A 26,209-nucleotide genomic window follows, 5' to 3' on the forward strand; every position below is an offset into this window, starting at 1 on the left:
GGCCACGGACGGTACACGGGCAGGGCGTGCCATCACCGTTGGCGGCTCCACGGACGGTGCACCCTCAGGGCCCGCCACCACCGCCCACCACCGGCGCGTACAACACCGCCCCGTCCACCTCCCCCACCTCCTCGTATCCCGCCCGCAGCACCTTCCTGAGGCTCGGCACCCGCTTCGGTGCGTACGGCTTGCCGCGCGAGTCGTCGACGATCAGGGCCGGGGCGTGGGTGTCGAGTTCCGTGCGGAAGGTCGGCCAGGCGCCCGCGACGCCGTACTTCTCGCCGACCTGGGGGCCGTCCCGGCCGCCGCTGTAGTTGGTGAGGAGGCCGGCGGTGAGGTAGCGGCTGGCGGGGGTGCGGTCGGCGAGCCAGTACGTCTCCGGGTGCATGCCCCAGACGAGGACGCGGTCGCCGGGTTCGGTGCGGCGGGCGGTGGCCTCGGCGAGGCGCTGGACGTGGGCGAGTTCGGGGCGTGGGGCGAGCAGGCCCCAGGCGAGGAAGAGGCCGCAGCAGCAGGCCGAGACGAGGACGGCGGTCACCAGGCGGTCGCGGGGCAGGATCTGTAGGGCGGCCGTCGCCAACAGGGCGAGCGGCGGAAGGAGTTGCAGGTAGTAGTGGCCGAAGAAGTGGCACCCGGCCAGCACCGCCCCGGCCGACGCGGCCAGCCACAGCCACAGCTCCCCCGCCCCGGTGCGGGCCACGCGCAGCACCCGCACCACCGGCGGCAGCAGCCCCGCGCACCCGACGGCGAGGATCGCGGTGTTGGCCAGTCCCCGGGCCAGGACGTGCAGTTCGGAGCCGGTGAAGGAGGCGTACGCCCGCGATCCGGTCACCGTCCAGAAGAGGAAGCCCGCCGGATCGGTGACCAGGGCCGCGCACAGCACCGGCACGACGACCCCCGCCGCGAGCCACAGCAGCCCACCCCGCGAACCACCGCCCGTACGGACGTACAGCCAGATCACCGGAAGGAGTACGGCCGCTCCCGTCTGCTTGACGAGGAAGGCCCCGGCGACGGCCGCGCCCGCCGCGGCCCAGCGGCGCCGGTCCGCGCACCACATCGCGGCGGCCGTGCACGGCAGCATGAACACCTCGAACCCGGCGGCCTGCGCGTCCTCGGGGTTGAGCCCGACGGACACCAGCAGGTACAGCACGCCGGCGGTGCGGCCCGCGCCGTCGCCCCACCGCCGACGCGCCAACGAGGCCAGCAGAACGGCCGTGAGCAGCTGCGCGAGCACCGCCAGCACCCGGACCGGGGCGAGCGACTCGGACCCGGCCAGCGCGAAGGCCCCCTCGTACAGCCACGGCACCAGGGGCGGCTTGCGGTCCACGACCGTCTCGTACAGCTCGCCGCCGTGCGCCAGCATCCGTGCCTGTACGGCGAGGTAGCCCTCGTCGGGGTTCCACAGCGGCCGTACGAAGGAGGGGACGCGGGTGACGCAGGCCAGCGCGGCGAGCAGGGGCAGCAGCCGGGTCCAGTAGCCGTGCGCCACCCGCGGTGCGGCTACGGAGCGTGGTGGGGCGAGGGGCTCGACAGACATGGGCCGAACGCTATCCGGCCCCGTATGTCCCACTGAAACGGGACATACGAGGCCGGGTGTTCAGAACGGGACGCTCACCCCGCGTCGCCGCGGTCGGGCTTGATGACCTCCTCGACCGTGGTCTCCTCGTGGCGGCCGAGGCGGCTGTGGGAGCGGCCGTACAGGAAGTAGACGACGATGCCGATCGCCATCCAGATGGCGAACCGGACCCAGGTCTCGGCGGGCAGGTTCAGCATCAGCCACAGCGAGGCCAGCACGGACACGATCGGAAGCACCGGCACCCAGGGGGTGCGGAAGGCGCGGTGCAGGTCGGGGCGGGTCTTGCGGAGGATGATCACGCTGATCGCGACGACCACGAAGGCGAACAGGGTGCCGATGTTCACCAGCTCGGCGAGTTCCTGAAGGGGCGTGAAGCCCGCGAGGATCGCGATGAGCACGCCGAGCAGGATGGTGGGCCGGTGCGGGGTCCTGAAGCGTGGGTGGACGCGGGAGAAGAAGCGCGGCAGCAGTCCGTCACGGCTCATCGCGAAGAAGACACGGGTCTGGCCGAGGAGCAGGATCATGCAGACGGTGGTCAGGCCGACGGCGGCGCCGAAGCTGATGAAGCCCGCGAACCAGGGATGTCCGGTGGCCTTGAAGGCGTCGGCGAGCGGGGCGTCCACGGACAGCTCGCTGTAGTGCTGCATACCGGTGACGACGATCGACACCGCCACGTACAGGACGGTGCAGATGAACAGGGAGCCGAGGATGCCGCGGGGCATGTCGCGCTGCGGGTTCTTGGTCTCCTCGGCGGCGGTGGCCACGATGTCGAAGCCGATGAAGGCGAAGAAGACCACCGAGGCGGCGGTGAAGATGCCCATCACGCCGAAGTTGGCCGGCGCCCAGCCGAACATCAGCTGGATGAGGGGTGCGTCCAGACTGCGTCCGGCGCCCACGGGCTGCGGCTCGGGGATGAACGGGTCGTAGTTGCTGCCGGTGATGAAGAAGGCGCCGGCGATGATCACGACGAGGACGACGGTCACCTTGATGGCGACGACGACGGACGTGACGCGCGCCGAGAGCTTCATGCCGACCACGAGGATGGCGGTGAGCACCAGCACCAGGGCGGCGGCGAGGATGTCGAAGCCGAAGCCGTCGGCGCCCTCCCGGGTCCCGAGCGCCTCCGGCATCTGCCAGCCCGCGTTCTCCAGCAGCGAGGCGATGTACCCCGACCAGCCGACGGCGACCACCGCCGTGCCGAGCGCGAACTCCAGGACGAGGTCCCAGCCGATGATCCAGGCGGGCAGTTCGCCCAGGGAGGCGTACGAGAAGGTGTACGCGGAACCGGCCACCGGGACGGTGGAGGCGAACTCGGCGTAGCACAGCGCGGCGAGGGCGCAGACGACGCCGGCCGCGACGAAGGACAGCGCGACGGCCGGTCCGGCGTTGTTCTTCGCGACCGCGCCGGTGAGGACGAAGATGCCGGTGCCGATGATCACACCGACGCCGAAGACCGTCAGGTCCAGGGCGGACAGGGATTTCTTGAGCGCGTGCTCTGGCTCCTCGGTATCGAGGATGGACTGCTCGACCTTCTTCGTCCGGAAGAGGGTGCTGCTCACGGCGTACCTCCCACGCTTGTCGTCCTCGACATGATCGAGAGGGGGCGTAGTCCGTATGCCCCGACGCGGGCCGTCTCACGCGAATGGGCCGGTGCCGCCACTGTGAAGAGTGGTGGCACCGGCCCATTCAGGGGGTTCCGGGTGGCGCGGAGATCAGTCGCGCGCGGCCTCGATCTCGTCGGCGGCGCTGCGCTCGTACCGCCCGTCGAGCCGGGAGACCAGGCCGGTGACCTGGCGGGCGATGTCGGGGGCGGTCAGCCCGATCTCCGCCATGACCTCGGCGCGGGAGGCGTGGTCGAGGAAGCGCGGCGGGATGCCGAAGTCGCGCAGCGGTACGTCGACACCCGCGTCCCGCAGGGCCTGAGCGACGCTCGATCCGACGCCGCCGACGCGGGAGTTGTCCTCGACGGTGACGACCACGCGGTGCCGCTCGGCGAGCGGGGCCATGGCCTCGTCGACGGGCTTGACCCAGCGCGGGTCGACGACGGTGGTGGAGATGCCCTGCTTGTCGAGGAGGGAGGCGATCTCCAGGCACATCGGCGCGAGGGCGCCGACCGAGACGAGCAGCACGTCCGGGGTGGTGGTGCCGGGCTCGCGCAGTACGTCCATGCCGCCGATCCGGCCGACGGCCGGTACGGCGGGGCCGACGGCGCCCTTCGAGAAGCGCACCACGGTCGGCGCGTCGTCGACGTCGACGGCCTCGCGCAGCTGGGCGCGCACCTGCTCGGCGTCGCGCGGGGCGGCGAGCCTGAGGCCCGGGACGACCTGGAGGATCGACATGTCCCACATGCCGTTGTGGGAGGCGCCGTCGGTGCCGGTGATGCCGGCCCGGTCCAGCACGAAGGTCACCCCGCACTTGTGCAGGGCGACATCCATCAGGACCTGGTCGAAGGCGCGGTTGAGGAAGGTGGCGTAGACGGCGAAGACGGGGTGCACCCCGCCGGTGGCGAGGCCCGCCGCGGAGACGGCGCCGTGCTGCTCGGCGATGCCGACGTCGTAGACCCGCTCCGGGAAGATCTTCGCGAAGCGGTCCAGGCCGACGGGCTGGAGCATGGCGGCGGTGATGGCGACGACGTCCTCGCGCTCCTTGCCGAGCTTGACCATCTCGTCGCCGAAGACGGAGGTCCAGTCGGCGCCGGAGGACGCGATCGGCAGGCCCGTGTCGGGGTGGATCTTGCCGACGGCGTGGAAGCGGTCGGCCTCGTCCTGGAGGGCGGGCTGGTAGCCGCGGCCCTTCTCGGTGAGGCAGTGCACGATCACCGGGCCGCCGAACCGCTTGGCGCGGGCCAGCGCGGACTCCAGCGCCTCGATGTCGTGGCCGTCGATCGGGCCGACGTACTTCAGGCCGAGGTCCTCGAACATGCCCTGCGGCGCGATGAAGTCCTTCAGCCCCTTCTTGGCGCCGTGCAGGGTGTCGTAGAGCGGCCGGCCGACGACCGGGGTGCGCTCCAGCACTTCCTTCGTCCGGGCCAGGAAACGTTCGTAGCCGTCGGTGGTGCGCAGCGTCGCGAGGTGGTTGGCGAGGCCGCCGATCGTGGGCGCGTACGAACGCTCGTTGTCGTTGACGACGATGACGAGCGGGCGGTCCTTGGCGTCGGCGATGTTGTTCAGCGCCTCCCAGGCCATACCGCCGGTGAGCGCCCCGTCACCGATCACGGCGACCACGTGGTCGTCGCGTTTGCGCAGCTGGTTGGCCTTCGCCAGGCCGTCGGCCCAGCCGAGGACCGTGGAGGCGTGGCTGTTCTCGATGACGTCGTGCTCGGACTCGGCCTGCGAGGGGTAGCCGGACAAGCCGCCCTTCATCTTCAGCCGGGAGAAGTCCTGCCGACCGGTGAGCAGCTTGTGGACGTAGGCCTGGTGACCCGTGTCCCACAGCACCTTGTCCTTCGGCGAGTCGAACACACGGTGCAGGGCGATGGTCAGCTCGACCACGCCGAGGTTGGGGCCGAGGTGGCCGCCGGTCTTGGAGACGGCCTCGACAAGGAAGGTCCGGATCTCCTGCGCCAGCTGGTCCAGCTCCTCCAGGGTGAGCCGATCCAGATCGCGCGGTCCCGTGATGCGGGTCAGCAGCGGCACCCGTGCCTCCTTGCAGTAGAGCTGTTCGAGCTGTTGCCGGGCTCGACGAGTCTAATGTTCCGCCCCGGCCCCCGACGCCAGGGCACTGGGTCGTACGTCACGCGTTCGGCTCTACCCAGGAGAGACCCTTTCTACGACACGACTGTGCCCGGCACCGCCATTGGCGCCGGGCACATGTTCGAAAGGAGCGGGACTGCACGCCCTCAGGGGCGCGGGGCTGTATCAATGTGCGGCTCCGCCGCGTGGGCGCGACAAGCCACACACGGCCCGCACCCAGCGATCCACCGCACCCCTACGGCGCAGCCCTACGCTCGACCAGCGGTCTTCTGCGTCCGCCGCGTGATGGAGTCAATAACCACCGTGGTCAACAGCACACCCGCAGTGATCATGTACTTCACCGGCTCGGCGATGGACTCCAGCTGCAACCCGTACTGGATGGAAACAATCACCAGCACACCCAGCAGCGCGTTCCACGTACGCCCACGCCCACCGAACAGCGACGTACCACCGATCACGGCCGCCGCGATCGCGTTCATCAGCAGATCACCGGTACCGGCGCTCTGGTTCGCCGACGCGATCTTCGACGCCAGGAACAGACCACCGATCGCCGCGAACCCACCGGAGATCGCGAACACGGAGATCCGTACCGCCGTGACGTTGATACCCGCGCGCCGCGACGCCTCGACACTGCCACCGAGCGCGAAGACCTTGCGGCCGTACGAGGTCCGGCGCAGCACGAAGTCCGTGCCCACCAGGAACACCAGGAAGATCACGGTCGCCAGCGGCAGACCCTTGTACTGGTTGTACATGAACGCCGCGGCGAAGGATACCACCGCGAGCAGCACCGTCCGCAGCAGCGTGTCGCTCAGCGGCCGCGAAGGAACACCGGCCGCCTCACGCCGCCGGTTCCCCAGGAACGACGTGACGAAGAAGATGCCGGTCACCACGGCCGCCAGGCCGTACGCGGCGGCGATATCGGTGAAGAAGTACGTCGTCAGCTGGCCGATGAAGCCGTCGCTGTCGAGGTTGATCGTGCCGTTCTCGCCCAGCGTCTGGAGCATGAAGCCCAGCCAGAAGAGCAGACCGGCCAGGGTGACCGCGAACGCCGGAGCGCCGAGGACCGCGAAGAAGAAGCCGTGCGCCGCGCCGATGAGGGCGCCCGCGCCGACCGCGAAGAGCACCGCCACCCACTCGGGCCAGCCCTGGTTCACCGCGAGCACGGCCGCGATGGCGCTGGACGCGCCGCTGACGGAGCCGACGGACAGGTCGATCTCGCCGAGCAGCAGCACGAAGACGATGCCGACCGAGATCATGCCGGTGCCGACCATCGTGACGGTGATGTCACTGATGTTCTGCGCGGACAGGAACGCGGAGTTCAGGCTCTGGAAGACGACGCAGATGACGATCAGGCCGATGATGACCGGGATGGAGCCCAGCTCACCCGCCTTCATCTTGCGCTTGAACTCACCGAGGTAGCCCGCGAGGCCGCGCTCGCGCACGAGCAGCCGGGGGTCGACCGCGGTCACGGCGGCCGCGGCCGCCTCGGGGTTCTCGACGGCGTGTTCGTCCGCCGCCGACGTGGAGGTCTTGTCGATGCTCACTTGGAAACCTCCCCGTTCGTGCGCGCCGCACGGCGGGTCACGGCGTTTTCGGTGGCGCCGGTGATGGCGGAGATGATCTCCTCCTGCGAGGTCGTCTTGACCTCGAAGACGCCGTTGTTGCGGCCGAGGCGCAGTACCGCCACCTTGTCGGCGACGGCCTTGACGTCGGCCATGTTGTGGCTGATGAGGATGACCGCGTGGTCGCGCTCGCGCAGCCGCTCCACCAGGTCGAGGACCTGGGCGGTCTGCTCGACGCCGAGGGCGGCGGTCGGCTCGTCGAGGATGACGAGCTTGGGCTCGCCGAGCATCGAGCGTGCGATGGCCACGGTCTGGCGCTGACCGCCGGAGAGCGAGGCGATCGGGATGCGGACGCTGGGGATGCGGATCGAGAGCGTCTGCAGCAACTCGCGGGAGCGGCGCTCCATTTCGACCTCGTCGAGGACGCCCCACTTCCTCAGCTCACGGCCGAGGAACAGGTTTCCGACGACGTCGATGTTGTCGCACAGCGCGAGGTCCTGGTAGACGGTCGCGATGCCCAGGGCCTGGGCGTCGTGCGGCCTGTTGATCGAAACGGCCTTGCCTTCCCACTCGATGACACCGTCATCGATGGGGTGCACGCCGGCGATCGTCTTGACCAGCGTGGACTTTCCGGCGCCGTTGTCGCCGACCAGGGCGACCACCTCACCGGCGTGGACCTCAAGCTCTACGTCGGTGAGCGCCTGAACGGCACCGAACCGCTTGGAGACCCCGCGCAACGCCAGCACGGGCGTAGCGGACACGTGAACCATCTCCTTCGCCGCCTGACCCGGCGGGAGGTTGTGCAGAAATGCTGGGTGGGTGGGCGGGGGATACCCGCGGGGATGTTCCGTCCGGCGCCCCGCTACGAGCTTGCGGGGCTGTGTGTGACGCGGGGCGCCGGAGGAGTCTGTGGTACGGCGGTCCGGTACGGGAACTCCGGAGCGGGTTCCCGTACTTGGAGTGGACCGGGACCGTGTCAGCCGCCGATGCCGGCCTTCTCGCAGGCCGACTTGTAGCTGCCGGTGCAGATCTCGTCGGCGGTGTAGATGCCGTCCTTGATCACGGTGTCGTTGATGCTGTCCTTGGTCAGGGAGACGACCGGGACCAGGACCGACGGGACGTCCTTGGCGCTGCCGCTGGAGACCTTGTCCTTGGCGATGGCGCCCAGGTCCTCACCCTTGGCCAGGGCGACTGCCATCTCGGCGGCGACCTCGGCCTCCTGCGGGTAGGACTTGTAGACGCTCATGTACTGCTCGTCGCTGAGGATGCGCTGCACGGCGGCGAGCTCGGCGTCCTGGCCGGTGACCGGGATGTCGGCGATGCCGGCGGCCTTCAGGGCGGTGATGATGCCGCCCGCCATGCCGTCGTTGGCGGAGTAGACACCGGCGATCTTGTCCTTGCCGAGCGCCGTGATCGCCGCCTCCATGTTGGCGTTGGCGTTGTCCGGCGACCATTCCTTGGTGTCGAACTCGCGGCCGATCTTCACCTTGCCGTCGAGGACGGAGTGCGCGCCATCCTTGAACTGCTTGGCGTTGGGGTCGGTGGACGAGCCGTTCATCATGACGATCTGGCTGTCCTTGGCCTTGGCGCCCAGGGCCTTCAGCAGGGCCTCACCCTGGGTCCTGCCGACCTCCTCGTTGTCGAACGAGGTGTAGGCGCTGATCGGTCCCTCGGCCAGGCGGTCGTAGGCGACGACCTTGATGCCCGCGTCCGCGGCCTTCTGCACGGAGTTCTTGATCGCCTTGGCGTCCACGGCGTCCAGGATCAGCACGTCCACCTTGTTGGTGATCATCGTGTCGACCTGCTGCGCCTGGAGGTTGGCGTCCTGGCGGGCGTTGTTGTACTGGATCTCCGCCTTGTTGTTCGTCAGCTCCTTGATCTTCTTCTCGATCAGCGGCCGGTCGAACTTCTCGTAACGCGCGGTCTTGTTCTCCGGAAGGAGGAGGCCGACCTTGATGTTGTCACCCTTGGCGGCGGCGGAGCCGGTGGCGTCGGTGTCGCCGCCCGCTTCCTCAGCGCTGCCACAGGCGGCGAGCGAGACAGCCATCGCACCGGCGGCGATGGCAACGGCGGCACGACGCATACGCGTGTTCACTTCATAACCTCCCTGACGAGGCCGCGTCGTTGCGGCCGAGGTGGCTGGAAGTCAACTCGGCCACACGTGCGACGTCAAGAAGTAAATCCTTAACGGGTTGGCAACGGTGCCATACGTTCTCTAAGTGAAGGCAGGTGCAACGGCCGGAAGCGCCCCGGCGGCGCTGCCGTCCAAAAGTGTCGAATCGCCCATCTCGCTCAGGGCGAGGGCGAGCGCCCCGAGCACCTCCGCACGGCCGCCAAGCGCCCCTGGAAGGACGGACAGTTGGCGCGCGGCACTGGGGATGGCGTAGCGGCCGACGGACTCCCGGATAGGCCCGAGTACCAGCTCTCCGGCCTCGGCGAGATCTCCGCCCAGGACCACTCTGCTCGGGTTCAGCAGGTTGCACAGGTTGGCGACTCCACTGCCGATGTGGCGGCCGACGTCGGCGATCACCCGACGGCAGCCCGGGTCTCCGTCCCGCGCCAGCCGTACGACGCCCTCCATGGTCAGGTCGTTGCCGTGACTGGACTGGAGCAGCGGGAGCACATAGCGGGCGGCCGCGAAGGTCTCCAGGCAGCCCCGGTTTCCGCAACGACAGACGGGGCCGGATTCATCGAGTGTAATATGTCCGATTTCTCCGGCGGTGCCGCCGGGACCCCGGTAGATCTTCCCGTCGATCACCAGGCCCGCGCCGACACCACTGGCGACCTTGATGTACGCCAGGTCCCGCACACCCTTGCCGCTGCCCCACACCAGCTCGCCGAGGGCGCCCAGGTTGGCGTCGTTGTCCACGTGCACCGGTACGCCGAGCCGCCCCCGCAGCTCCTCGGCGGGCCGGGCGCCCGTCCAGCCGGGCAGGATGGCGGTAGAGCCCAGCGTCCCGGACTCCACGTCGATCGGGCCGGGCACGCCCAGGCCCACCCCGGCGATCTTGGCCCGGTCCACCCCGGTCGCCGCGATCAGCCGGTTGACCAGCTCTTCGGCCCGGTCGAAGCCCTGCGACGCGGAGGCGTCGACGTCCAGCGGCTCGGCCTCCTCGGCGAGCACCTGGTGGGCGAGGTTCCCGACCGCGACGCGCAGGTGGGTGTGCCCGAAGTCGACGCCGATGACGATGCCGGCGTCGCCGCTGAGCGAGACGCTGCGGGCCCGGCGGCCGCCCGCCGACGTGGGCGTGACCTCGACCGTTCCGCCATCCTTGAGCTCACGGACGATGTTGGAGACCGTCGCCGCGGACAGACCGGTCGTCCTCGCGATCTCGGCCTGGGTGAGGGATCCGGCCAGACGTACGGCTCGGACCACCCGCTCCAGGTTGGCTCGGTGCAGCGACGACTGCGACCCTGGAGTCTCCACGACGACCTCCTGCGCGCGGGACCGCTTCGATGAGGCCCCGTCTATGTCCAACTAGTGAACTCTAAGCTGAGCCGTACGGGGTGCCTCCCGTCAAGAGGTTGAACAGTTTCGGGGACCTCACGCACAGCACGGACACCGCTCCCGAGGGCGGAAGCGGTGTGCGTGCGATCTGTTACGGAGTGCTACCCCATTTACTTCAGGCTCGCTCGGCGCGTCACTTCAGCGCCCCCGCCGTCAGCCCCTGCACGACCTGACGCTGGAAGACAACATAGGCCGCCAACACCGGCAGCATCGCCATCACCAGACCGGCGAACAGTCCGGACCAGTCGCCCTTGTAGCCCTGGCTGACGGCGAGCTGTACCAGGCCCTGGGTGAGAACCCGCTTGTCCGGGTCGGTGTTGAGGACCGTGGGCAGCATGTACTGGTTCCACTGACCCAGGAAGTTGAAGATGCCGACGCTGATCAGGCCCGGCTTGGCCATCGGCAGCATGATCTGGAAGAACGTACGCGAGTGGGAAGCGCCGTCGACGAAGGCCGCCTCGGCCACCGAGGTCGGCAGCGTGCGGAAGAACGCCGTCAGGAAGAACACGGTGAACGGCAGCGAGTACGCGATGTAGACCAGGATCAGGCCGTGGATGGTGTTCAGCAGGCCCATGTTGTTCACGACGTAGAACAGCGGGACCAGCGCCAGCATGATCGGGAAGCTCATGCCGCCGATGAACAGGAAGTAGATGAAGCGGTTGCCCGGAAATTCGAAGCGGGCGAGCACGTACGCCGCCATCGAACCGAGCACCAGGGTGCCGATCAGCGAACCCCCCACCACCAGAATGGTGTTGAGGAAGTAGTCGCTCATGTTGGCCTCGGTCCACGCCCGCGACCAGTTCGAGAAGTGCAGTTCGTCCGGCAGCGACCAGGGCGAGCCGAAAATGGAGCTGTCGTCCTTGAAGGACGTCATCACCGCCCACAGCAGCGGCATGACGACCATGAACGCCCAGATGACGAGGATGCCGTGCGAGAAGACGTTGAGGACGGTGCCCTCTTTCTTCTCCCTGGACGGCATTTCGTCCGGAACGCCGGCCTTGGTCACGGGCCTACCGGACTCGGCCGGTACGGGAGCGGTGGTCTCGGTCGTCTTCATCTGTCAGAACTCCAGCCGTTCGCGCCGTCCCAGCCGCATGACGACCGCGGCGAAGGCCAGCGTGACGATGAGCAGGGCCACGCCGATGGTGGTGGCATACGCGGCCTGCCCGTCACGGAACGCTTTCTGGTACACGTACAGGACCATGACCGTGGTCGAGTAGTCGGGGCCGCCCGGCCCGGTCGTCATGATGTGTACGACCGCGAAGGACTCGGCGCCGAGGGCGAGGATGCCCATGTAGACCCAGCCGGACTGCACGGTGTCCCACAGCAGCGGCAGGGTGACCCGGAAGAAGGTGGTGGCGCGGCCGGCGCCGTCGAGCAGTGCGGCCTCGTACAGATCGGCCGGAATGGAGGCCATGCCGGCCGAGAACAGGACCACGAAGAAGCCGACCGTGGACCAGACGATCACCGCCATCACGGCCCACAAGGCGAGGTTGGGGTCGCCCAGCCAGAGCGGCTGAACGCTGTCGAGCCCGATCCCGCGCAGGACGGAGTTGATCGCGCCACTATCCGGGTTGTACGCGAAGGCGAACAGTAGCGCGACGATCGCGATCGACAGCACTTGCGGGAAGAAATAGACGATCTTGTAGAACGAGGAACCGCGGACACCGATGACCACCGGGCCGCCTTTTCTGCGCCGTCCGCCCACATTGATCATGAAGGCGAGGAACAGCGCGAACCCGATCGTCACCAACGGCAGCAACAACGCGAGCAACAGACTGTGCTGCAACGACTTCCAGAAGATGTCGTCGTCGAGCATCCGCTCGTAGTTGTCGAAGCCGACCATCTTGAATTCGGGGCTCAGACCGGTCCAGTCCGTGAACGAGTAGTAGATGGACTGGATGAACGGCCAGACGACGAAGAGCGCGTACAGCCCCACGGGCAGTGCGAGAAACCCCACGATGAACCGGTACTTGCCGTGCTGCATTGCTATCGACCCCGATCTGCGCGCGGGTGCGACCGCTGGTGACGGATCCTCACCGGACCTACTGGTGCTTGTAGTGCTTGATCGACGTGTCCTTGGCGGTCTCGTCGGCGAAGCTTTGGATCTTCTTGATGGCCTCGGCCGGGGTGAGACGCCCGGCCATCATCTCGCCGAGAGCGGACACGCCGATCTTCTCCTTCTGCAGCTGCACGTACCAGTCCTGCAACCGCGGATTCACCACGTTCTCCCCGGCCTTGTCCAGCGCTGCGACACCGGACTTCAGACCCGGGGTGAGGGTGATGCCGTCGGTGCCGCCGTTGTACGCGGTCAGCGACTTGACCTTGCTGGTGAAGTTCTTGGAGCTCGCCTCGCTCAGCATGATGCGCAGCTGCTCCATACCTCCCGCGGTGTTCTTCGCCTTGGCCGGGACGATGAACGGCTCGCCGCCGGAAGCCCAGATCGTGCCGAAGGGCAGCTTGTCGGAGCTGTCGATGCCGGTCGGCGCGGAGACGGCGAGGTCGAAGTCCTTCGGGATGACGTTCGCCGACTCGTTCTCCACCCAGGAGCCGTTCGGGATGAACAGCGCCTTGCCCTGAGCCCACGCGGTCTGTGACTGGATGTGGTCCAGCCCCGGGGTGCCCTTGAGGATGTAGCCCTTCTCGTAGAGCTCGTAGTAGGCGTCGAAGCACGCCTTGACCGCCGGGTGCTTCCAGGCGTTCGGCTCCAGGTTGTCGATGGCGTCGAGGACCTCCACACCGCCGACCTTGCCGATCATCGGGTAGAGCGAGAAGGGGATGTAGTACGGGTACTTGCCCGCGTACGTCCAGCCCGCCATGCCCTTCTTCTTGGCCTTCTCGCAGACCGCGAGCATCTGGTCCCAGGTCTCGGGGTACTGCTCGTCGAGCGAGTCCAGGGCCTTCTGTGAGTACCAGACGCCGTACACCGTGTAGGCGTAGTACAGGATCCAGACCGGATCGCCGTCCAGCTGGCCCATCTCCACGATTCCGGGGCGCAGCGTGTCGCGGACCTTCTTGTTCGGGTCGTCGTACGACGGGGCGTCCAGCAGCGGAGTGAGGTCGGCGAGCTGGTTCTTGCTGGAGAGGATGCCCATGTCCATCTGCTCGGCGCCCGAGTTGTCGACGAGGTCGGGCGGGGTGCCCTGGTTGAAGCGGGGCTGGAGCGTGGACTGGATCTTCTGGGTGGCGGAGAACTTCACGTCCGCCTTGGGGAAGTTCTGCTCGTAGATTCTCACGGCGTCCTCGGCGTACTCCTTGCCGAAGCCGCCGTCGAACAGCACGAACTCCATCGGCGCGGTGTCATTGACGCCGAGCGGGTTCTTCGCGGTCTTCTTGCCTTCTTCGGCCTTGTCCCCGTTGTCGCTTCCCCCGCCGCTGGCACACGCGGACAAGAAGCTCATCGTCGGTACGGAGATCAGGCCGAGCGCGGCAGAGCGCTTGATCACATCGCGGCGGCCTACACCCTCTGAGCTGCTACGGACGTCGGAAGTGGATCCCATCAGACCTACTTTCAAGGAGACCACCGGCTTTGGCCGGCGGTGGAATCGAATCCCTGGCCGTGCGGTACGAAGCGCCGCAACATCACTCCGGCGATTCTCCCGGAGATGACCCGCAATAGACCTGCGGCATGTGCATATTGATCACGTGTGTGCGACCAAAGAAGGCTCGCCGGTTCTCTGGTGGCGTGTACGACCTCGGGCTGCATGTGGTGTGGTGCTCGAAGTACCGCAGACCAGTCCTCGATGACCGCGTCGCGGAACGTCTTCGTGAACTGATCGAGCGGAAGGCCGACGAACGGGGGTGGCACATCGTGGCGCTCGATGTTTTGCCCGACCACGTCCATCTGTTCGTCAAGCACGATCCGAAGGCGTCGGCCTCACATGTGGCCGACCAGTTCAAAGGCTTCACCTCCCGCGTACTGCGGGAAGAATTCCCGCATCTCAAGAGCCGCCTGCCCACACTGTGGTCGTCGTCGTACTTCGCCGCCTCGGCCGGCTCCGTCTCGGCGAAGACAGTGCAGCAATACATCGATACGCAGTGAGAACGTCCCCTGACGGAGGGCCAGGAGGTGATCTCGTGAGACGCAGCTACAAATTCCTTCTCCGTCCCACCCAGCGTCAGGAACAGACGCTCCGGGACCACTGCCACCTCTACAACGCTGCACTTCAGGAAAGACGCGACGCCTACCGGCACGCGTCGAAGAAGAGCATCAGCTACGGGCAGCAGTCCGCCCAGCTTTCGGAGATCCGCGCCTTCGACCCCGAGCAGGCACGCTGGTCGTTCTCCTCTCAGCAGGCAACGCTTCGCCGGCTGAACAAAGCGTCCGCCGCCTTCTTCAGTCGCATCAAGAAAGGCGAGAAGGCCGGATACCCCAGGTTCAGAGGCACAGGACACTTCGATACGGTTGAGTTCCCGAAGAACGGCGACGGCTGCCGTTGGGATTCCACCCCGCGGGACCCGCAGACCCGAGTACGCCTGCAAGGCGTCGGACATGTCCGGGTCCACCGGCATCGACCCGTACTCGGTCGGGTGAAAACGGTGAGCGTCAAGCGGGAAGGCCGTCGTTGGTACGTGATTCTCGCCTGTGACGATGTGCCTGCCGAGCCGCTTCCGGCCACAGGATCGATCGTCGGCATCGACATGGGCACAGTGCATTTCTTCACCGACTCGAACGGCAATCACGTCACGCTTCTGGACACCTTCCCCAAGCATCGCGGTGCGGCTCGGAAGGTCGCCAAGCTGCATACGAAGGTCCGACGTCAACGGCTCGACCATCACCACAAGACAGCGAACGCACTCGTGCAAAAGCACGAAGTGATCGCCCACGAGAGACTGAACGCGGCGGGCAAGACCAAGAGGCCTGCGCCCAAGCCCGACCCCAATCGCGATGGTGGCTTCCTTCCGAACAAGGCTGCCCCCAAAGCTGGGCTGAATCGCAGCATCATGGACGCGGGTTGGGGGTTGTTCCTCGGAATCCTGGCGAGCAAGGCTGAGAGCGCCGGTCGCCGCGTGATCCCAGTGGACGCCCACAACACCTCCCGCACCTGTCCCGAGTGTGGGCACGTCGCAAAGGAGAACCGCGCCAGCCAAGCGGAGTTCAAGTGCGCAGCGTGTGGCTTCGCCGCCAACGCGGACCATGTCGGCGCATTGAACATCCTCAACAGGGCCGGGCTGGCCCTCTGCGCCCCCTAGGGCCTGTTGCGAAAGTGGCCTCTGCCGCGCTCCGGGCGACGAGGCCACTTTCGCAACAGGCCCTAGTCGGCGACGCAGGAAGCTCGCTGCTTCAGCGGTGGGCGGAGTCACGCTCAAGTCCTCGCCTTCAGGACTCAGGCGGTGAACCGGAACCTCCCCGGCACCGCAGTCGGGCCAAGCTAGGACGTACAAGTCGTGCGGGAAGTGCTTCGTACTCGATGGGCCGGGGCCTGGAGAGACTCGTGGTTGGTGCGTTCAGGCATAGCAACCACCTGCGCCCGGGCCATTGTCGAACGGTTACGCGGACGCCGACAGGTATAGTCCACTTCCCGCCAACGGAGCAAGATCGAATGCAAGGTTCGCCGTCGGTCTTTTCCGAGTTGAGACCTCGCGGAAATATGAGTCGCCTGTGGGCGCCTTGCCGGAAAAATCCGCGACATAGGCCTCGAACGACGCGAGCAACACCCTTGACAGCATCGACCACTTGGGCCACTACTGGTCCTTGCTCACGGTATTTGACAACGTTGTCCAGAACGTGGCAGGGAGTGTGTTGGCGTTGCGGCACAGAGTTCGGCACAGATGGAGTACGGCGGTCGTGTCAGCGGCCGCCTTTGTCATGGCCGTCGGCTCACAGGGCGTGGCCGTCGCCCTGCCGGAGGCACCCGCGGCCGACCGGGAGTTCACGTCCTCGTTCGAGACCGGGGAGCCCGCACCGGACTGGCTGAACACCGTCGACACCGCACCGGACGGCAGCAAGCGGGCCGCCGGCGTGGACGGCGGCTACAGCAGCGGCATTCCGGGCAATGTCACCGACCACGTCACCGACGTCCGGGCGAGCGGCGAGAACACCGGCGGCGGGGAGGTCAAGGAGAACCTCGTCGACACCGAGCCGAGCACCAAGTGGCTGACGTTCACGGCCACGGGCTGGGTCGAGTTCGACTTGGACGAACCAGTGAAACTCGCCCGGTATGCCCTTACTTCGGCCAACGACCACGACGAACGCGACCCGGTCGACTGGACCCTTCAGGGCTCCATCGACGGCAAGGACTGGAAGACGCTCGACAGCCGCACCGGTGAGGGCTTCTCGGAGCGTTTCCAGACGAAGACGTACGACATCGCGGAGACCGCCGCCGCCGAGTTCCGGCACTACCGGCTGGACGTCACCAAGAACAACGGCGGAGGCATCCTGCAGCTGGCGGACGTCCAGTTCTCCACGGGCGGCAGCGACGGTCCGGTCCCGCAGGACATGCTCTCCCTCGTCGACCGCGGCCCGAGCGGCTCGCCCACCGCGAAGGCGGGCGCCGGCTTCACCGGCAAGCGGGCGCTGCGGTACGCCGGCCGGCACACCGCGGACGGCCGGGCGTACTCGTACAACAAGATCTTCGACGTCGACGTGGCCGTCGGCCGCGACACCGAGCTGTCGTACCGGATCTTCCCGTCGATGGCGGACGGGGACCGGGACTACGACGCCACGAACGTCTCCGTCGACCTCGCCTTCACCGACGGCACCCACCTGAGTGACCTCGGCGCGACCGACCAGCACGGCTTCCGGCTCTCCCCGCGCGGACAGGGCGAGGCCAAGGTGCTGTACGTCAACCAGTGGAACAACGTCGTCTCCCGGATCGGCTCGGTGGCGTCCGGCAAGACCGTCGACCGGATCCTGGTGGCCTACGACTCCCCCGCCGGCCCGGCGAAGTTCCGCGGCTGGGTGGACGACGTGTCCCTGGCCGTGAAGGCCCCCGAGAAGCCGAAGGCGCACCTGTCGGACTACGCGGTCACCACGCGCGGCACCAACTCCAGCGGCGGTTTCTCGCGCGGCAACAACTTCCCCGCGACCGCCGTGCCGCACGGGTTCAACTTCTGGACGCCGGTGACCAACGCGGGCTCGCTCAGCTGGCTGTACGACTACGCCCGCGCCAACAACGCCGACAACCTGCCGACGATCCAGGCGTTCAGCGCCAGTCATGAGCCGAGCCCCTGGATGGGCGACCGGCAGACCTTCCAGGTGATGCCGTCCGCCGCCGCCGGCACCCCGGACATGGGGCGGACGGCGCGGGCCCTGGCCTTCAGGCACGAGAACGAGGTCGCGCGGCCGCACTACTACGGCGTGCGGTTCGAGAACGGTCTCAAGGCCGAGATGACCCCGACGGACCACGCGGCGATGCTCCGGTTCACCTACCCCGGCGACGACGCGAGCGTCCTGTTCGACAACGTGACCGACCAGGCGGGCCTGAGCCTGGACACGGAGACCGGTGTGGTGACCGGCTACTCGGACGTGAAGTCGGGCCTGTCGACCGGTGCCACCCGGTTGTTCGTCTACGGCACGTTCGACAAGCCGGTGACGGAGGGCTCGTCGAGCGGGGTGAAGGGTCACCTGCGTTTCGACGCGGGCGCCGACCGCACGGTCACGCTGCGCCTGGCGACCTCGCTGATCAGCGTCGACCAGGCCAAGGACAACCTGCGCCAGGAGATCCCGGAGGGCACCTCCTTCGACGCGGTGCAGGCGAAGGCGCAACGGCTGTGGGACCGGCTGCTCGGCAAGGTCGAGGTCGAGGGCGCGACGCCGGACCAGCTGACCACGCTGTACTCCAGCCTGTACCGGCTGTACCTGTACCCCAACTCCGGCTTCGAGAAGGTCGGGTCCACGTACAAGTACGCCTCCCCGTTCTCCCCGATGCCGGGCCCGGACACCCCGACCCACACCGGCGCGAAGATCGTCGAAGGCAAGGTGTACGTCAACAACGGTTTCTGGGACACGTACCGGACGACCTGGCCGGCGTACTCGCTGCTGACGCCCCGCCAGGCGGGCGAGATGGTGGACGGCTTCGTGCAGCAGTACAAGGACGGCGGCTGGACCTCACGCTGGTCGTCGCCGGGGTACGCCGACCTGATGACCGGCACCTCCTCGGACGTCGCCTTCGCGGACGCCTCCGTCAAGGGCGTCGACTTCGACGAGAAGGCGGCGTACGACGCGGCGGTGAAGAACGCCACCGTCGTGCCGCCGTCGTCGGGCGTGGGCCGCAAGGGCATGGCGACCTCGCCCTTCCTCGGCTACACCAGCACCGACACGCACGAGGGCCTGTCGTGGGCGCTGGAGGGCTACCTCAACGACTACGGCATCGCGATGATGGGCCAGAAGCTGTACCGGGAGACGGGTGAGAAGCGCTACCGGGACGAGTCGGAGTACTTCCTCGACCGGGCCCGGCACTATGTGAACCTCTTCGATGCCAAGGCCGGTTTCTTCCAGGGCCGCGACGCCCAGGGCGACTGGCGGGTGGAGTCCTCGAAGTACGACCCGCGCGTGTGGGGCTACGACTACACCGAGACCAACGGCTGGGGCTACGCCTTCACGGCCCCGCAGGACAGCCGGGGGCTCGCCAACCTGTACGGCGGCCGCGGCGGGCTCGCGGACAAGCTCGACGAGTACTTCGCGACGCCGGAGACGGCCTCGCCCGAGTTCGTCGGCTCGTACGGCGGTGTCATCCACGAGATGACGGAGGCGCGGGACGTCCGGATGGGCATGTACGGGCACTCCAACCAGGTCGCCCACCACGCGATCTACATGTACGACGCGGCCGGACAGCCCTGGAAGACACAGAAGAACGTCCGCGAGGTGCTCTCCCGCCTCTACACCGGCAGCGAGATCGGCCAGGGCTACCACGGTGACGAGGACAACGGCGAGCAGTCGGCCTGGTTCCTCTTCTCCGCGCTCGGCTTCTACCCGCTGGTGATGGGCAGCGGCGAGTACGCGGTCGGCTCACCGCTGTTCACCAAGGCGACGGTCCATCTGGAGAACGGCCGGGACCTGGTGGTCCGGGCACCGAAGAACAGCGCGAAGAACGTCTATGTGCAGGGCCTCAAGGTCAACGGCCGCAGCTGGTCGTCGACTGCGCTTCCGCACTCGTTGCTCGCCAAGGGCGGGGTGCTGGAGTTCGACATGGGGCCGAGGCCGTCGAAGTGGGGCACGGGCAAGAACGCGGCACCGGTGTCCGTCACCCGGGACGACAAGGTGCCGACGCCGCGATCGGACATGATCACGGGCGAGGGTGCCCTCTTCGACAACACGTCGGCGACGGCCGCGAGTGTGACGTCCGTGGAGCTGCCGGTGTCGGGGCGGGCGAAAGCGGTGCAGTACACGCTGACCTCGTCCGACCACGCGAAGGCCCCGACCGGGTGGCAGCTCCAGGGATCGGCGGACGGCAGGAGATGGCGGACGCTGGACGAACGTGCCGGGGAGTCCTTCAGGTGGGACCGGCAGACGCGGGCGTTCTCCGTGGCGCGGGCCGGTGAGTATGTGAAATACCGGCTGGTCCTCAACGGTGGGGAGGCCACGCTCTCGGAGGTCGAGTTGCTCGGCCGGTAAGGAGACCGTGGTCCCCTGCGGCGCCTCCCGCGTTTCCCGGCGGGAGGCGCCGCTTGCGTTCGCTGTCCTCCCGGCGCGATCGCCATAGGATCACAGCGAGCGGGCCGTCCTTGCGTCGGAGGTGCGCCCGCCCGAGGGCACGGCGGTCGACCTGCGGAGGCATCGGCACCATGGACGAGCGGGAGCCGCTCGGCGACGACTCGCTGAGCGAAGCGGCGGACGCGTTCCAGCGGCTGCGGCCACGGCTGTTCGGTATCGCCTACCGCATCCTGGGCAGCGTGTCCGAGGCCGAGGACGTGGTGCAGGACGTGTGGATGCGGTGGCAGGACGCCGACCGGAGCGCCGTACTGGAGCCCGGGGCGTTCCTGGCGAAGATCACCACACGTCTGGCGATCAACGTGGCCCAGTCGGCGCGGGTTCGCCGGGAGGCCTACGTGGGGCCGTGGCTGCCGGAGCCGGTGGACACCAGTGTGGATCCGCAGGTCGGCGCGGAGCGCGGCGAGGCGCTGGAGCTCGCCGTGCTGCTGATGTTGCAGAAGCTGAATCCCGTGGAGCGGGCGGCCTATGTGCTGCGGGAGGCGTTCGACTACGCGTACGGCGACATCGCGGGCATCCTGCGGCTGAGCCAGGCCAATGCGCGGCAGATCGTCAGCCGGGCCCGCAAGCGCCTGTCCGCCGAGCGCCGGGAACCCGTCGACACGGCACAGCACCGGCGTCTGCTCGAAGCCTTCGTCGCCGCCGCACGGCACGGAGACGTCGCCGCGCTGGAGAACGTGCTGTCGGCCGACGTCGTCGCGTACGCGGACGGCAACGGTATGCGCGGCGTGGCACGGCTGGAGGTCGTGGGACCCGAGCGCGTGGCCAGGATCAGCGCCTTCGCCCAGAAGTTCTTCCCCGGCGCCGAGTACGGCGTGGTCGAGGCCAACGGCCGGCCGTGCCTGGCGCTCGGCAGGGACGGGCGCACTGTCGCTCTGGTGAGCATCACGACAGGGCCGGACGGTATCGACGGGCTCTACTGGGTCCTGACGCCCGAGAAGCTGAGGGCGTACGAGCGGTCGGCACACAGGCTCACCGGCCGGCCGTAGCGAACAGTCGCGGCGGCGAACGGTCTGCGCACCCGCTGGGTGCGCAGACCACTGCGCCGGTCAGTTCTGCTTGAGCCAGTCCTCGTAGCGGGTGGACACGGTGTGCACCGTGTCGTCGCCGATGAGTACCCCGTCGGGCATGCCCCCGAACGGGCCGGCGGCCTCGTCGACGACGACCGAGCGGCCGTCCGGCTTCGCCGCCAGGGTGATCTCACCGAGTCGGTCGAGCCGGTGGACCTCGGGGCCCGCGATGCCGCGCACGCCGTTCGACGGTTCACCCTGCGCCGCGTCGGCGACGGCGGCGGCGACATCGGCGGAGGCGATGGGCCGCAGCCGCAGGGAGGGCAGGTGCACCTCCGCACCCTGGGTGGACATGTCCATCACCGGGGCGATGAACTCGAAGAACTGGGTGGCGCGCACGATGCTGTAGGGGACGCCGCTGTCCCGCACGGCGTCCTCCTGGGCGACCTTGGCCTGGTAGTAGCCGTAGTCCGGTACCTGGTCGACGCCGACGATGGAGAGCGTGACGTGGTGGCGTACACCCGCCTCCTTCTCGGCCTCGAACAGGTTCTGCGCCGAGCGGGTGAAGAAGTCCAGCGCCGCCTCGGTCTCGAAGGACGGGGAGTTCGACACGTCCACGACCACGTCCGCGCCCTTGAGGGCCTGTGCCAGGCCCTGACCGGTGACGGCGTCGACGCCCGTGGAGGGAGTGGCGGCCACGGCCTCGTGACCGTTGTCACGCAGTAGCGCGACCACCTGTGAGCCGATGAGCCCCGTACCGCCGACGACCACGATCCTCATTACTGTCTCCATTCGCTGATGCGGCTTGACGAACGGATCACGGCGGCACCCGCCGGACCCGGTGCGCCGGAGCGCACACCAGCAGGACAGGACAGCCGCCGGTTCTGTGACAGCCGAAGCTCTCGCGGTCCCGGAGGACGTCGGATCGGCGACCACCGGGTCCGCACGGGGCGGCGTCGGGTCAGCCGACCCGGCAGGGCAGGGTCGTCGTGGTGTCGCCGCCGGAGCCGGAGACGACGTATCCGAATGTGGTGCTCTGGCCGGGGTCCAGTGATCCGTTCCAGCCGGCGTTGTGGACCATCACGGCCTGGCCGTTGTAGGTCGGACTGCCGTTCCACAGGCTTTCCACCTTCTGGCCGCCGGGCAGCGTCCAGTCGACCATCCAGCCGAGCATCGGGACGTCACCGGTGTTGGTGACGGTGACCTCGGACTGGTGGCCGCCGTTCCAGCTGCCGGTGGTCCTGCGGGTGGCCGTGCAGGTGCCGGGCGGGGGCTCGGTCGGCGGGTTGCCGGGGTCCTTGATACCGGTCACCTCGCCGTTGCCGCCGTCGAAGACGACGTCCGAGCAGGAGTAGAAGGTCTCCTGGCTGTCGGAGCGCTGCCAGACCATGTAGACGATGTGGCGCCCCGACTTGTCGTCAGGGAGTTTCCCGGTCCAGGAGTAGTTGGCCTCGACCGTGCCCGGGCTGCCGTTGAGCGGCGGGTGGTCGACGCTGAGGAACGGCTGTTCCTCCATGTCGTCCCAGGTGAGGGTCCGGGTCGGGTCGAAGCCGTCCTTGGTGATGTAGACGTGGAACCAACCCGGGTGCGCGGCCCAGGCGTTGTAGGAGAAGTCGACGGTCGCGCCCGAGGTGAGGTGGGTGAGCGGCCAGTCGTCGCTGGGTGTGTTGAAGCCGGTGAAGTTGGTGTTGCCGCCGCTGCACAGCTCGCCGTCGGGTACGAAGCCGCGGGTGCGGCCGGCGCCGTCCGAGCGCAGCACGGAGAACCAGTTGTAGAACGGGGTCGTCCCGCTGACCTGCTGCGCCGCCTTGCAGGCCGGGTTGACCGGCTTGATCTCACCGGTGTCGGTGAGTCCGTCCTGCCAGCACAGGAACGTTCTGCTGCCCGGTTTCATGGGCGTGCCGTGGGCCGTTGCCGGGCTGCCGGAGCTGACGACGATCAGGCCGAGGGCGGGGATCGTCGCGAGCAGGGAGAGGAGGACCAGGAGGAGGGCGGTGGGGCGGAAGGTCCGGCGTGGTAATCGCCGCGCGAGGGTTGGCGGCTCAGAGAATGTCGCGGACATGACAGATCTACGTCCCTTCACTGAAAGGTCGTCAGAGATCATTCCTCGGATGTCGGTGATGAGGGGCGGGAGCGGACCCGGCGCGACAGGTTCCGGTCCGCCCGCCTATGGGAGCGCTCCCACCCACCTGTTTCGGAAGCTAGCGCGGAGCGGCTCGCTTGTAAACCGCTCGCGGCTCGCTGCGGGGGCACGACGAAGGCCGCACCCCCGTTGACCGGGGGTGCGGCCGGGTCGCCGTACCGGATCCGTTACTTGCGGATCAGGCTGCGCAGCACGTACTGCATGATGCCGCCGTTGCGATAGTAGTCGGCCTCACCGGGGGTGTCGATACGGACGACCGCGTCGAACTCGACGCCCGTGTCGGTGGTGACCTTGACCGTGCGCGGCGTGCTGCCGTCGTTCAGCTCGGTGACGCCGGAGATGGAGAAGGTCTCCTCACCGGTCAGACCGAGGGAGGCCGCCGACTGGCCCTCCGGGAACTGCAGCGGCAGGACGCCCATGCCGATGAGGTTGGAGCGGTGGATGCGCTCGTACGACTCGGCGACGACGGCCTTGACGCCGAGCAGGGCCGTGCCCTTGGCCGCCCAGTCGCGCGACGAGCCGGAGCCGTACTCCTTGCCCGCGAGCACGACGAGCGGGATGCCCTGCTCGATGTAGTTGCGGGAGGCGTCGTAGATGAACGACACCGGACCGCCGTCCTGGGTGAAGTCGCGGGTGTAGCCGCCCTCGGTGCCCGGCGCGATCTGGTTGCGCAGGCGGATGTTGGCGAACGTACCGCGGATCATGACCTCGTGGTTGCCTCGGCGGGAGCCGTAGGAGTTGAAGTCGGCGCGCTTGACGCCGTGCTCCGTGAGGTACTTGCCGGCGGGGGTGTCGGCCTTGATCGCGCCGGCCGGGGAGATGTGGTCGGTGGTGACCGAGTCGCCCAGCTTGGCCAGCACGCGCGCGCCGGCGATGTCCTGGACCGGGGCCGGCTCCATCGCCATGCCCTCGAAGTACGGGGGCTTGCGGACGTACGTCGACTCGGCGTCCCACTCGAAGGTGTTGCCGGTCGGGATCGGCAGCGCCTGCCACTGGGCGTCGCCCGCGAAGACGTCGCTGTAGGACTTGGAGAACATGTCCTCGCCGATGGCGTTGGCGACGACGTCGTTGACCTCGGCCTCGGAGGGCCAGATGTCCTTCAGGAAGACCGGGTTGCCGTCCTGGTCGGTGCCCAGGGCGTCGCGCGTGATGTCCACCTTCATGGAGCCCGCGATGGCGTACGCGACGACCAGCGGCGGGGAGGCCAGGTAGTTCATCTTGACGTCGGGGTTGATCCGGCCCTCGAAGTTCCGGTTGCCGGAGAGGACCGAGGTGACCGCGAGGTCGTGGTCGTTGACGGCCTTGGAGACCTCCTCCGGCAGCGGACCGGAGTTGCCGATGCAGGTGGTGCAGCCGTAGCCGACGAGGTTGAAGCCGACCTTGTCGAGGTACGGCGTCAGACCGGCCTTGTCGAAGTAGTCGGTGACGACCTTCGAACCCGGGGCGAGGGTGGTCTTGACCCACGGCTTGCGGGTCAGGCCCTTCTCGACCGCCTTCTTGGCCACCAGGGCGGCGGCGACCATGACGTACGGGTTGGAGGTGTTGGTGCAGGAGGTGATGGCGGCGACCGTCACGGCACCGTGGTCGATCTCGTACGAGGTGCCGTCGGGGGCGGTCACGGTGACCGGGTTGGACGGGGCGCCGTTCGGGATCGTCGAGGGCGCGTCGGAGCTCGGGAAGGACTCCTTGCTGGCCTCGTACTCGTCGCTGACGTAGTTGCGTACGTCGACCTTGAACTGCTCGGCGGCGTTGGCCAGGACGATGCGGTCCTGCGGGCGCTTCGGGCCGGCGATGGAGGGGACGACCGTGGAGAGGTCGAGCTCCAGCTTCTCGGAGAAGTCGGGCTCGGCGGCCGGGTCCAGCCACAGACCCTGCTCCTTGGCGTACGCCTCGACCAGCGCGAGCTGCTGCTCGCTGCGGCCGGTGAGCCGCATGTACTTGATGGTCTCGTCGTCGATCGGGAAGATCGCGGCGGTGGAGCCGAACTCCGGCGACATGTTGCCGATGGTGGCGCGGTTGGCGAGGCTCGTCGCCGCCACACCCTCGCCGTAGAACTCGACGAACTTGCCGACGACGCCGTGCCCCCGCAACATCTCCGTGATGGTCAGCACGAGGTCGGTGGCGGTCGTGCCGGGCTGGAGCTCGCCCGTGAGCTTGAAGCCGACGACGCGCGGGATGAGCATCGAGACCGGCTGGCCGAGCATCGCGGCCTCGGCCTCGATGCCGCCGACGCCCCAGCCGAGGACGCCGAGGCCGTTGACCATGGTGGTGTGCGAGTCGGTGCCGACCAGGGTGTCCGGGTAGGCCTTGCCGTCACGGACCATCACCACACGGGCGAGGTGCTCGATGTTCACCTGGTGGACGATGCCGGTGCCGGGCGGGACGACCTTGAACTCGTCGAAGGCGGTCTGGCCCCAGCGCAGGAACTGGTAGCGCTCCTTGTTGCGGCCGTACTCCAGGTCGACGTTCACCTTGAAGGCGTCGTTGGTGCCGAACTTGTCGGCGATGACGGAGTGGTCGATGACCAGCTCGGCCGGGGCCAGCGGGTTGATCTTCGCCGCGTCGCCGCCGAGCTCCTTGACGGCCTCACGCATGGTGGCGAGGTCGACGACACAGGGCACACCGGTGAAGTCCTGCATGATGACGCGGGCCGGCGTGAACTGGATCTCCTGCGACGGCTGGGCCTGCGAGTCCCAGGTGCCGAGGGCGCGGATGTGGTCGGCGGTGATGTTCGCGCCGTCCTCGGTGCGGAGCAGGTTCTCCAGCAGGACCTTAAGGCTGTAGGGGAGCCGGGCCGAGCCCTCCACCTTGTCCAGGCGGAAGATCTCGTACGACTCGTCGCCCACCTGCAGCGTGCTGCGGGCGTCGAAGCTGTTCGCCGACACGACAGTCTCCTTCATTGATGTGCGCGTACCACCACGATCCTGCCGCCACGGCATCTTGGCCGATCCGCTAAGGTAAGGCTAAGTTAGGTAACCCTTACCGGGTGGCGGCTGCGGTTGCACCTCGGCAGATATCTCGATGTCGAGATAACTCTAGTACATGAGGCAGGGATGGTCATGCCCG

General features: G+C 68.0%; 17 protein-coding genes. 4 read left to right on the forward strand and 13 right to left on the reverse strand.

The features are described from left to right. Window positions 1–64: 64 nt before the first annotated feature. The 10 genes from I2W78_RS08030 to ngcE all read right to left on the reverse strand — a co-directional run bounded on the left by I2W78_RS08030 (window position 65) and on the right by ngcE (window position 13,838). Window positions 65–1,537, reverse strand: coding sequence for an ArnT family glycosyltransferase (locus tag I2W78_RS08030; protein ID WP_196458219.1), 1,473 nt, complete (start codon window positions 1,535–1,537; stop codon window positions 65–67). A gap of 74 nt (window positions 1,538–1,611) precedes the next feature. Next, window positions 1,612–3,135: an amino acid permease gene (locus I2W78_RS08035; protein ID WP_196458221.1), complete on the reverse strand. Its 1,524-nt coding sequence runs from the start codon at window positions 3,133–3,135 to the stop codon at window positions 1,612–1,614. Between the two features lie 153 nt (window positions 3,136–3,288). Beyond that, window positions 3,289–5,211 carry a 1-deoxy-D-xylulose-5-phosphate synthase gene (gene dxs, locus I2W78_RS08040; protein WP_196458223.1) on the reverse strand — a complete coding sequence of 641 codons (1,923 nt, stop codon included), beginning with the start codon at window positions 5,209–5,211 and terminating at the stop codon, window positions 3,289–3,291. 305 nt (window positions 5,212–5,516) lie between these two features. Beyond that, entirely contained in the window at window positions 5,517–6,812 is a 1,296-nt protein-coding gene (locus tag I2W78_RS08045) for a sugar ABC transporter permease (protein ID WP_196458226.1), read from the reverse strand. Continuing rightward, window positions 6,809–7,600: an ATP-binding cassette domain-containing protein gene (locus tag I2W78_RS08050; protein WP_196458228.1), complete on the reverse strand. Its 792-nt coding sequence runs from the start codon at window positions 7,598–7,600 to the stop codon at window positions 6,809–6,811. The genes I2W78_RS08045 and I2W78_RS08050 overlap by 4 nt, the downstream gene beginning before the upstream one ends. A 206-nt stretch (window positions 7,601–7,806) precedes the next feature. Then, entirely contained in the window at window positions 7,807–8,913 is a 1,107-nt protein-coding gene (locus I2W78_RS08055; protein WP_196464470.1) for a substrate-binding domain-containing protein, read from the reverse strand. A 132-nt stretch (window positions 8,914–9,045) separates the two neighbouring features. Further along, window positions 9,046–10,257, reverse strand: a complete 1,212-nt coding sequence (locus tag I2W78_RS08060; RefSeq protein WP_196458230.1) for an ROK family transcriptional regulator — start codon at window positions 10,255–10,257, stop codon at window positions 9,046–9,048. Between the two features lie 214 nt (window positions 10,258–10,471). Then, window positions 10,472–11,395, reverse strand: coding sequence for a carbohydrate ABC transporter permease (locus I2W78_RS08065; protein WP_196458232.1), 924 nt, complete (start codon window positions 11,393–11,395; stop codon window positions 10,472–10,474). A 3-nt stretch (window positions 11,396–11,398) separates the two neighbouring features. Further along, complete coding sequence (locus I2W78_RS08070) at window positions 11,399–12,325, reverse strand: carbohydrate ABC transporter permease (RefSeq protein WP_196458234.1); 927 nt, start codon at window positions 12,323–12,325, stop codon at window positions 11,399–11,401. Window positions 12,326–12,383: 58 nt separating this feature from the next. Next, window positions 12,384–13,838, reverse strand: coding sequence for an N-acetylglucosamine/diacetylchitobiose ABC transporter substrate-binding protein (gene ngcE, locus I2W78_RS08075; RefSeq protein ID WP_196458236.1), 1,455 nt, complete (start codon window positions 13,836–13,838; stop codon window positions 12,384–12,386). 128 nt (window positions 13,839–13,966) lie between these two features. Between ngcE and tnpA the strand changes: the two genes are divergently transcribed. From tnpA to I2W78_RS08095, 4 genes are all read left to right on the forward strand, one after another. Further along, the gene (tnpA, locus tag I2W78_RS08080; RefSeq protein WP_230885374.1) at window positions 13,967–14,380 is read left to right on the forward strand and encodes an IS200/IS605 family transposase; all 414 of its coding nucleotides are present in this window, start codon (window positions 13,967–13,969) and stop codon (window positions 14,378–14,380) included. Between the two features lie 35 nt (window positions 14,381–14,415). Beyond that, window positions 14,416–15,531 (forward strand): RNA-guided endonuclease InsQ/TnpB family protein, encoded by a 1,116-nt coding sequence (locus tag I2W78_RS08085; RefSeq protein WP_196458240.1) that lies wholly within the window; start codon window positions 14,416–14,418, stop codon window positions 15,529–15,531. Window positions 15,532–16,147: 616 nt separating this feature from the next. Continuing rightward, window positions 16,148–19,894 carry a GH92 family glycosyl hydrolase gene (locus I2W78_RS08090; protein ID WP_196464471.1) on the forward strand — a complete coding sequence of 1,249 codons (3,747 nt, stop codon included), beginning with the start codon at window positions 16,148–16,150 and terminating at the stop codon, window positions 19,892–19,894. A 170-nt stretch (window positions 19,895–20,064) separates the two neighbouring features. Continuing rightward, a complete protein-coding gene (locus tag I2W78_RS08095) occupies window positions 20,065–20,979 on the forward strand; it encodes a sigma-70 family RNA polymerase sigma factor (RefSeq protein ID WP_196458242.1) in 915 nt (304 codons plus the stop codon). A gap of 60 nt (window positions 20,980–21,039) precedes the next feature. Here the strand turns inward: I2W78_RS08095 and I2W78_RS08100 are convergent, their stop codons facing one another. The 3 genes from I2W78_RS08100 to acnA all read right to left on the reverse strand — a co-directional run bounded on the left by I2W78_RS08100 (window position 21,040) and on the right by acnA (window position 26,028). Beyond that, complete coding sequence (locus I2W78_RS08100) at window positions 21,040–21,780, reverse strand: SDR family oxidoreductase (protein ID WP_196458244.1); 741 nt, start codon at window positions 21,778–21,780, stop codon at window positions 21,040–21,042. Between the two features lie 181 nt (window positions 21,781–21,961). Beyond that, window positions 21,962–23,062 carry a lytic polysaccharide monooxygenase gene (locus I2W78_RS08105; protein WP_230885375.1) on the reverse strand — a complete coding sequence of 367 codons (1,101 nt, stop codon included), beginning with the start codon at window positions 23,060–23,062 and terminating at the stop codon, window positions 21,962–21,964. A gap of 248 nt (window positions 23,063–23,310) precedes the next feature. Further along, window positions 23,311–26,028, reverse strand: coding sequence for an aconitate hydratase AcnA (gene acnA / locus I2W78_RS08110; RefSeq protein ID WP_196458246.1), 2,718 nt, complete (start codon window positions 26,026–26,028; stop codon window positions 23,311–23,313). Between the last annotated feature and the right edge of the window lie 181 nt (window positions 26,029–26,209).

This window comes from Streptomyces spinoverrucosus, from assembly GCF_015712165.1.
Taxonomy (GTDB): domain Bacteria; phylum Actinomycetota; class Actinomycetes; order Streptomycetales; family Streptomycetaceae; genus Streptomyces; species Streptomyces spinoverrucosus_A.

Coding starts and splice junctions, on each gene's coding strand:
- I2W78_RS08030 (WP_196458219.1), bottom strand. CDS start 1,537: ATGTCTGTCGAGCCCCTCGCCCCACCACGCTCCGTAGCCGCACCGCGG.
- I2W78_RS08050 (WP_196458228.1), bottom strand. CDS start 7,600: ATGGTTCACGTGTCCGCTACGCCCGTGCTGGCGTTGCGCGGGGTCTCC.
- I2W78_RS08055 (WP_196464470.1), bottom strand. CDS start 8,913: ATGCGTCGTGCCGCCGTTGCCATCGCCGCCGGTGCGATGGCTGTCTCG.
- I2W78_RS08065 (WP_196458232.1), bottom strand. CDS start 11,395: ATGAAGACGACCGAGACCACCGCTCCCGTACCGGCCGAGTCCGGTAGG.
- I2W78_RS08070 (WP_196458234.1), bottom strand. CDS start 12,325: ATGCAGCACGGCAAGTACCGGTTCATCGTGGGGTTTCTCGCACTGCCC.
- ngcE (WP_196458236.1), bottom strand. CDS start 13,838: ATGGGATCCACTTCCGACGTCCGTAGCAGCTCAGAGGGTGTAGGCCGC.
- tnpA (WP_230885374.1), top strand. CDS start 13,967: ATGTGCATATTGATCACGTGTGTGCGACCAAAGAAGGCTCGCCGGTTC.
- I2W78_RS08090 (WP_196464471.1), top strand. CDS start 16,148: ATGGCCGTCGGCTCACAGGGCGTGGCCGTCGCCCTGCCGGAGGCACCC.
- I2W78_RS08095 (WP_196458242.1), top strand. CDS start 20,065: ATGGACGAGCGGGAGCCGCTCGGCGACGACTCGCTGAGCGAAGCGGCG.
- I2W78_RS08100 (WP_196458244.1), bottom strand. CDS start 21,780: ATGAGGATCGTGGTCGTCGGCGGTACGGGGCTCATCGGCTCACAGGTG.
- I2W78_RS08105 (WP_230885375.1), bottom strand. CDS start 23,062: ATGTCCGCGACATTCTCTGAGCCGCCAACCCTCGCGCGGCGATTACCA.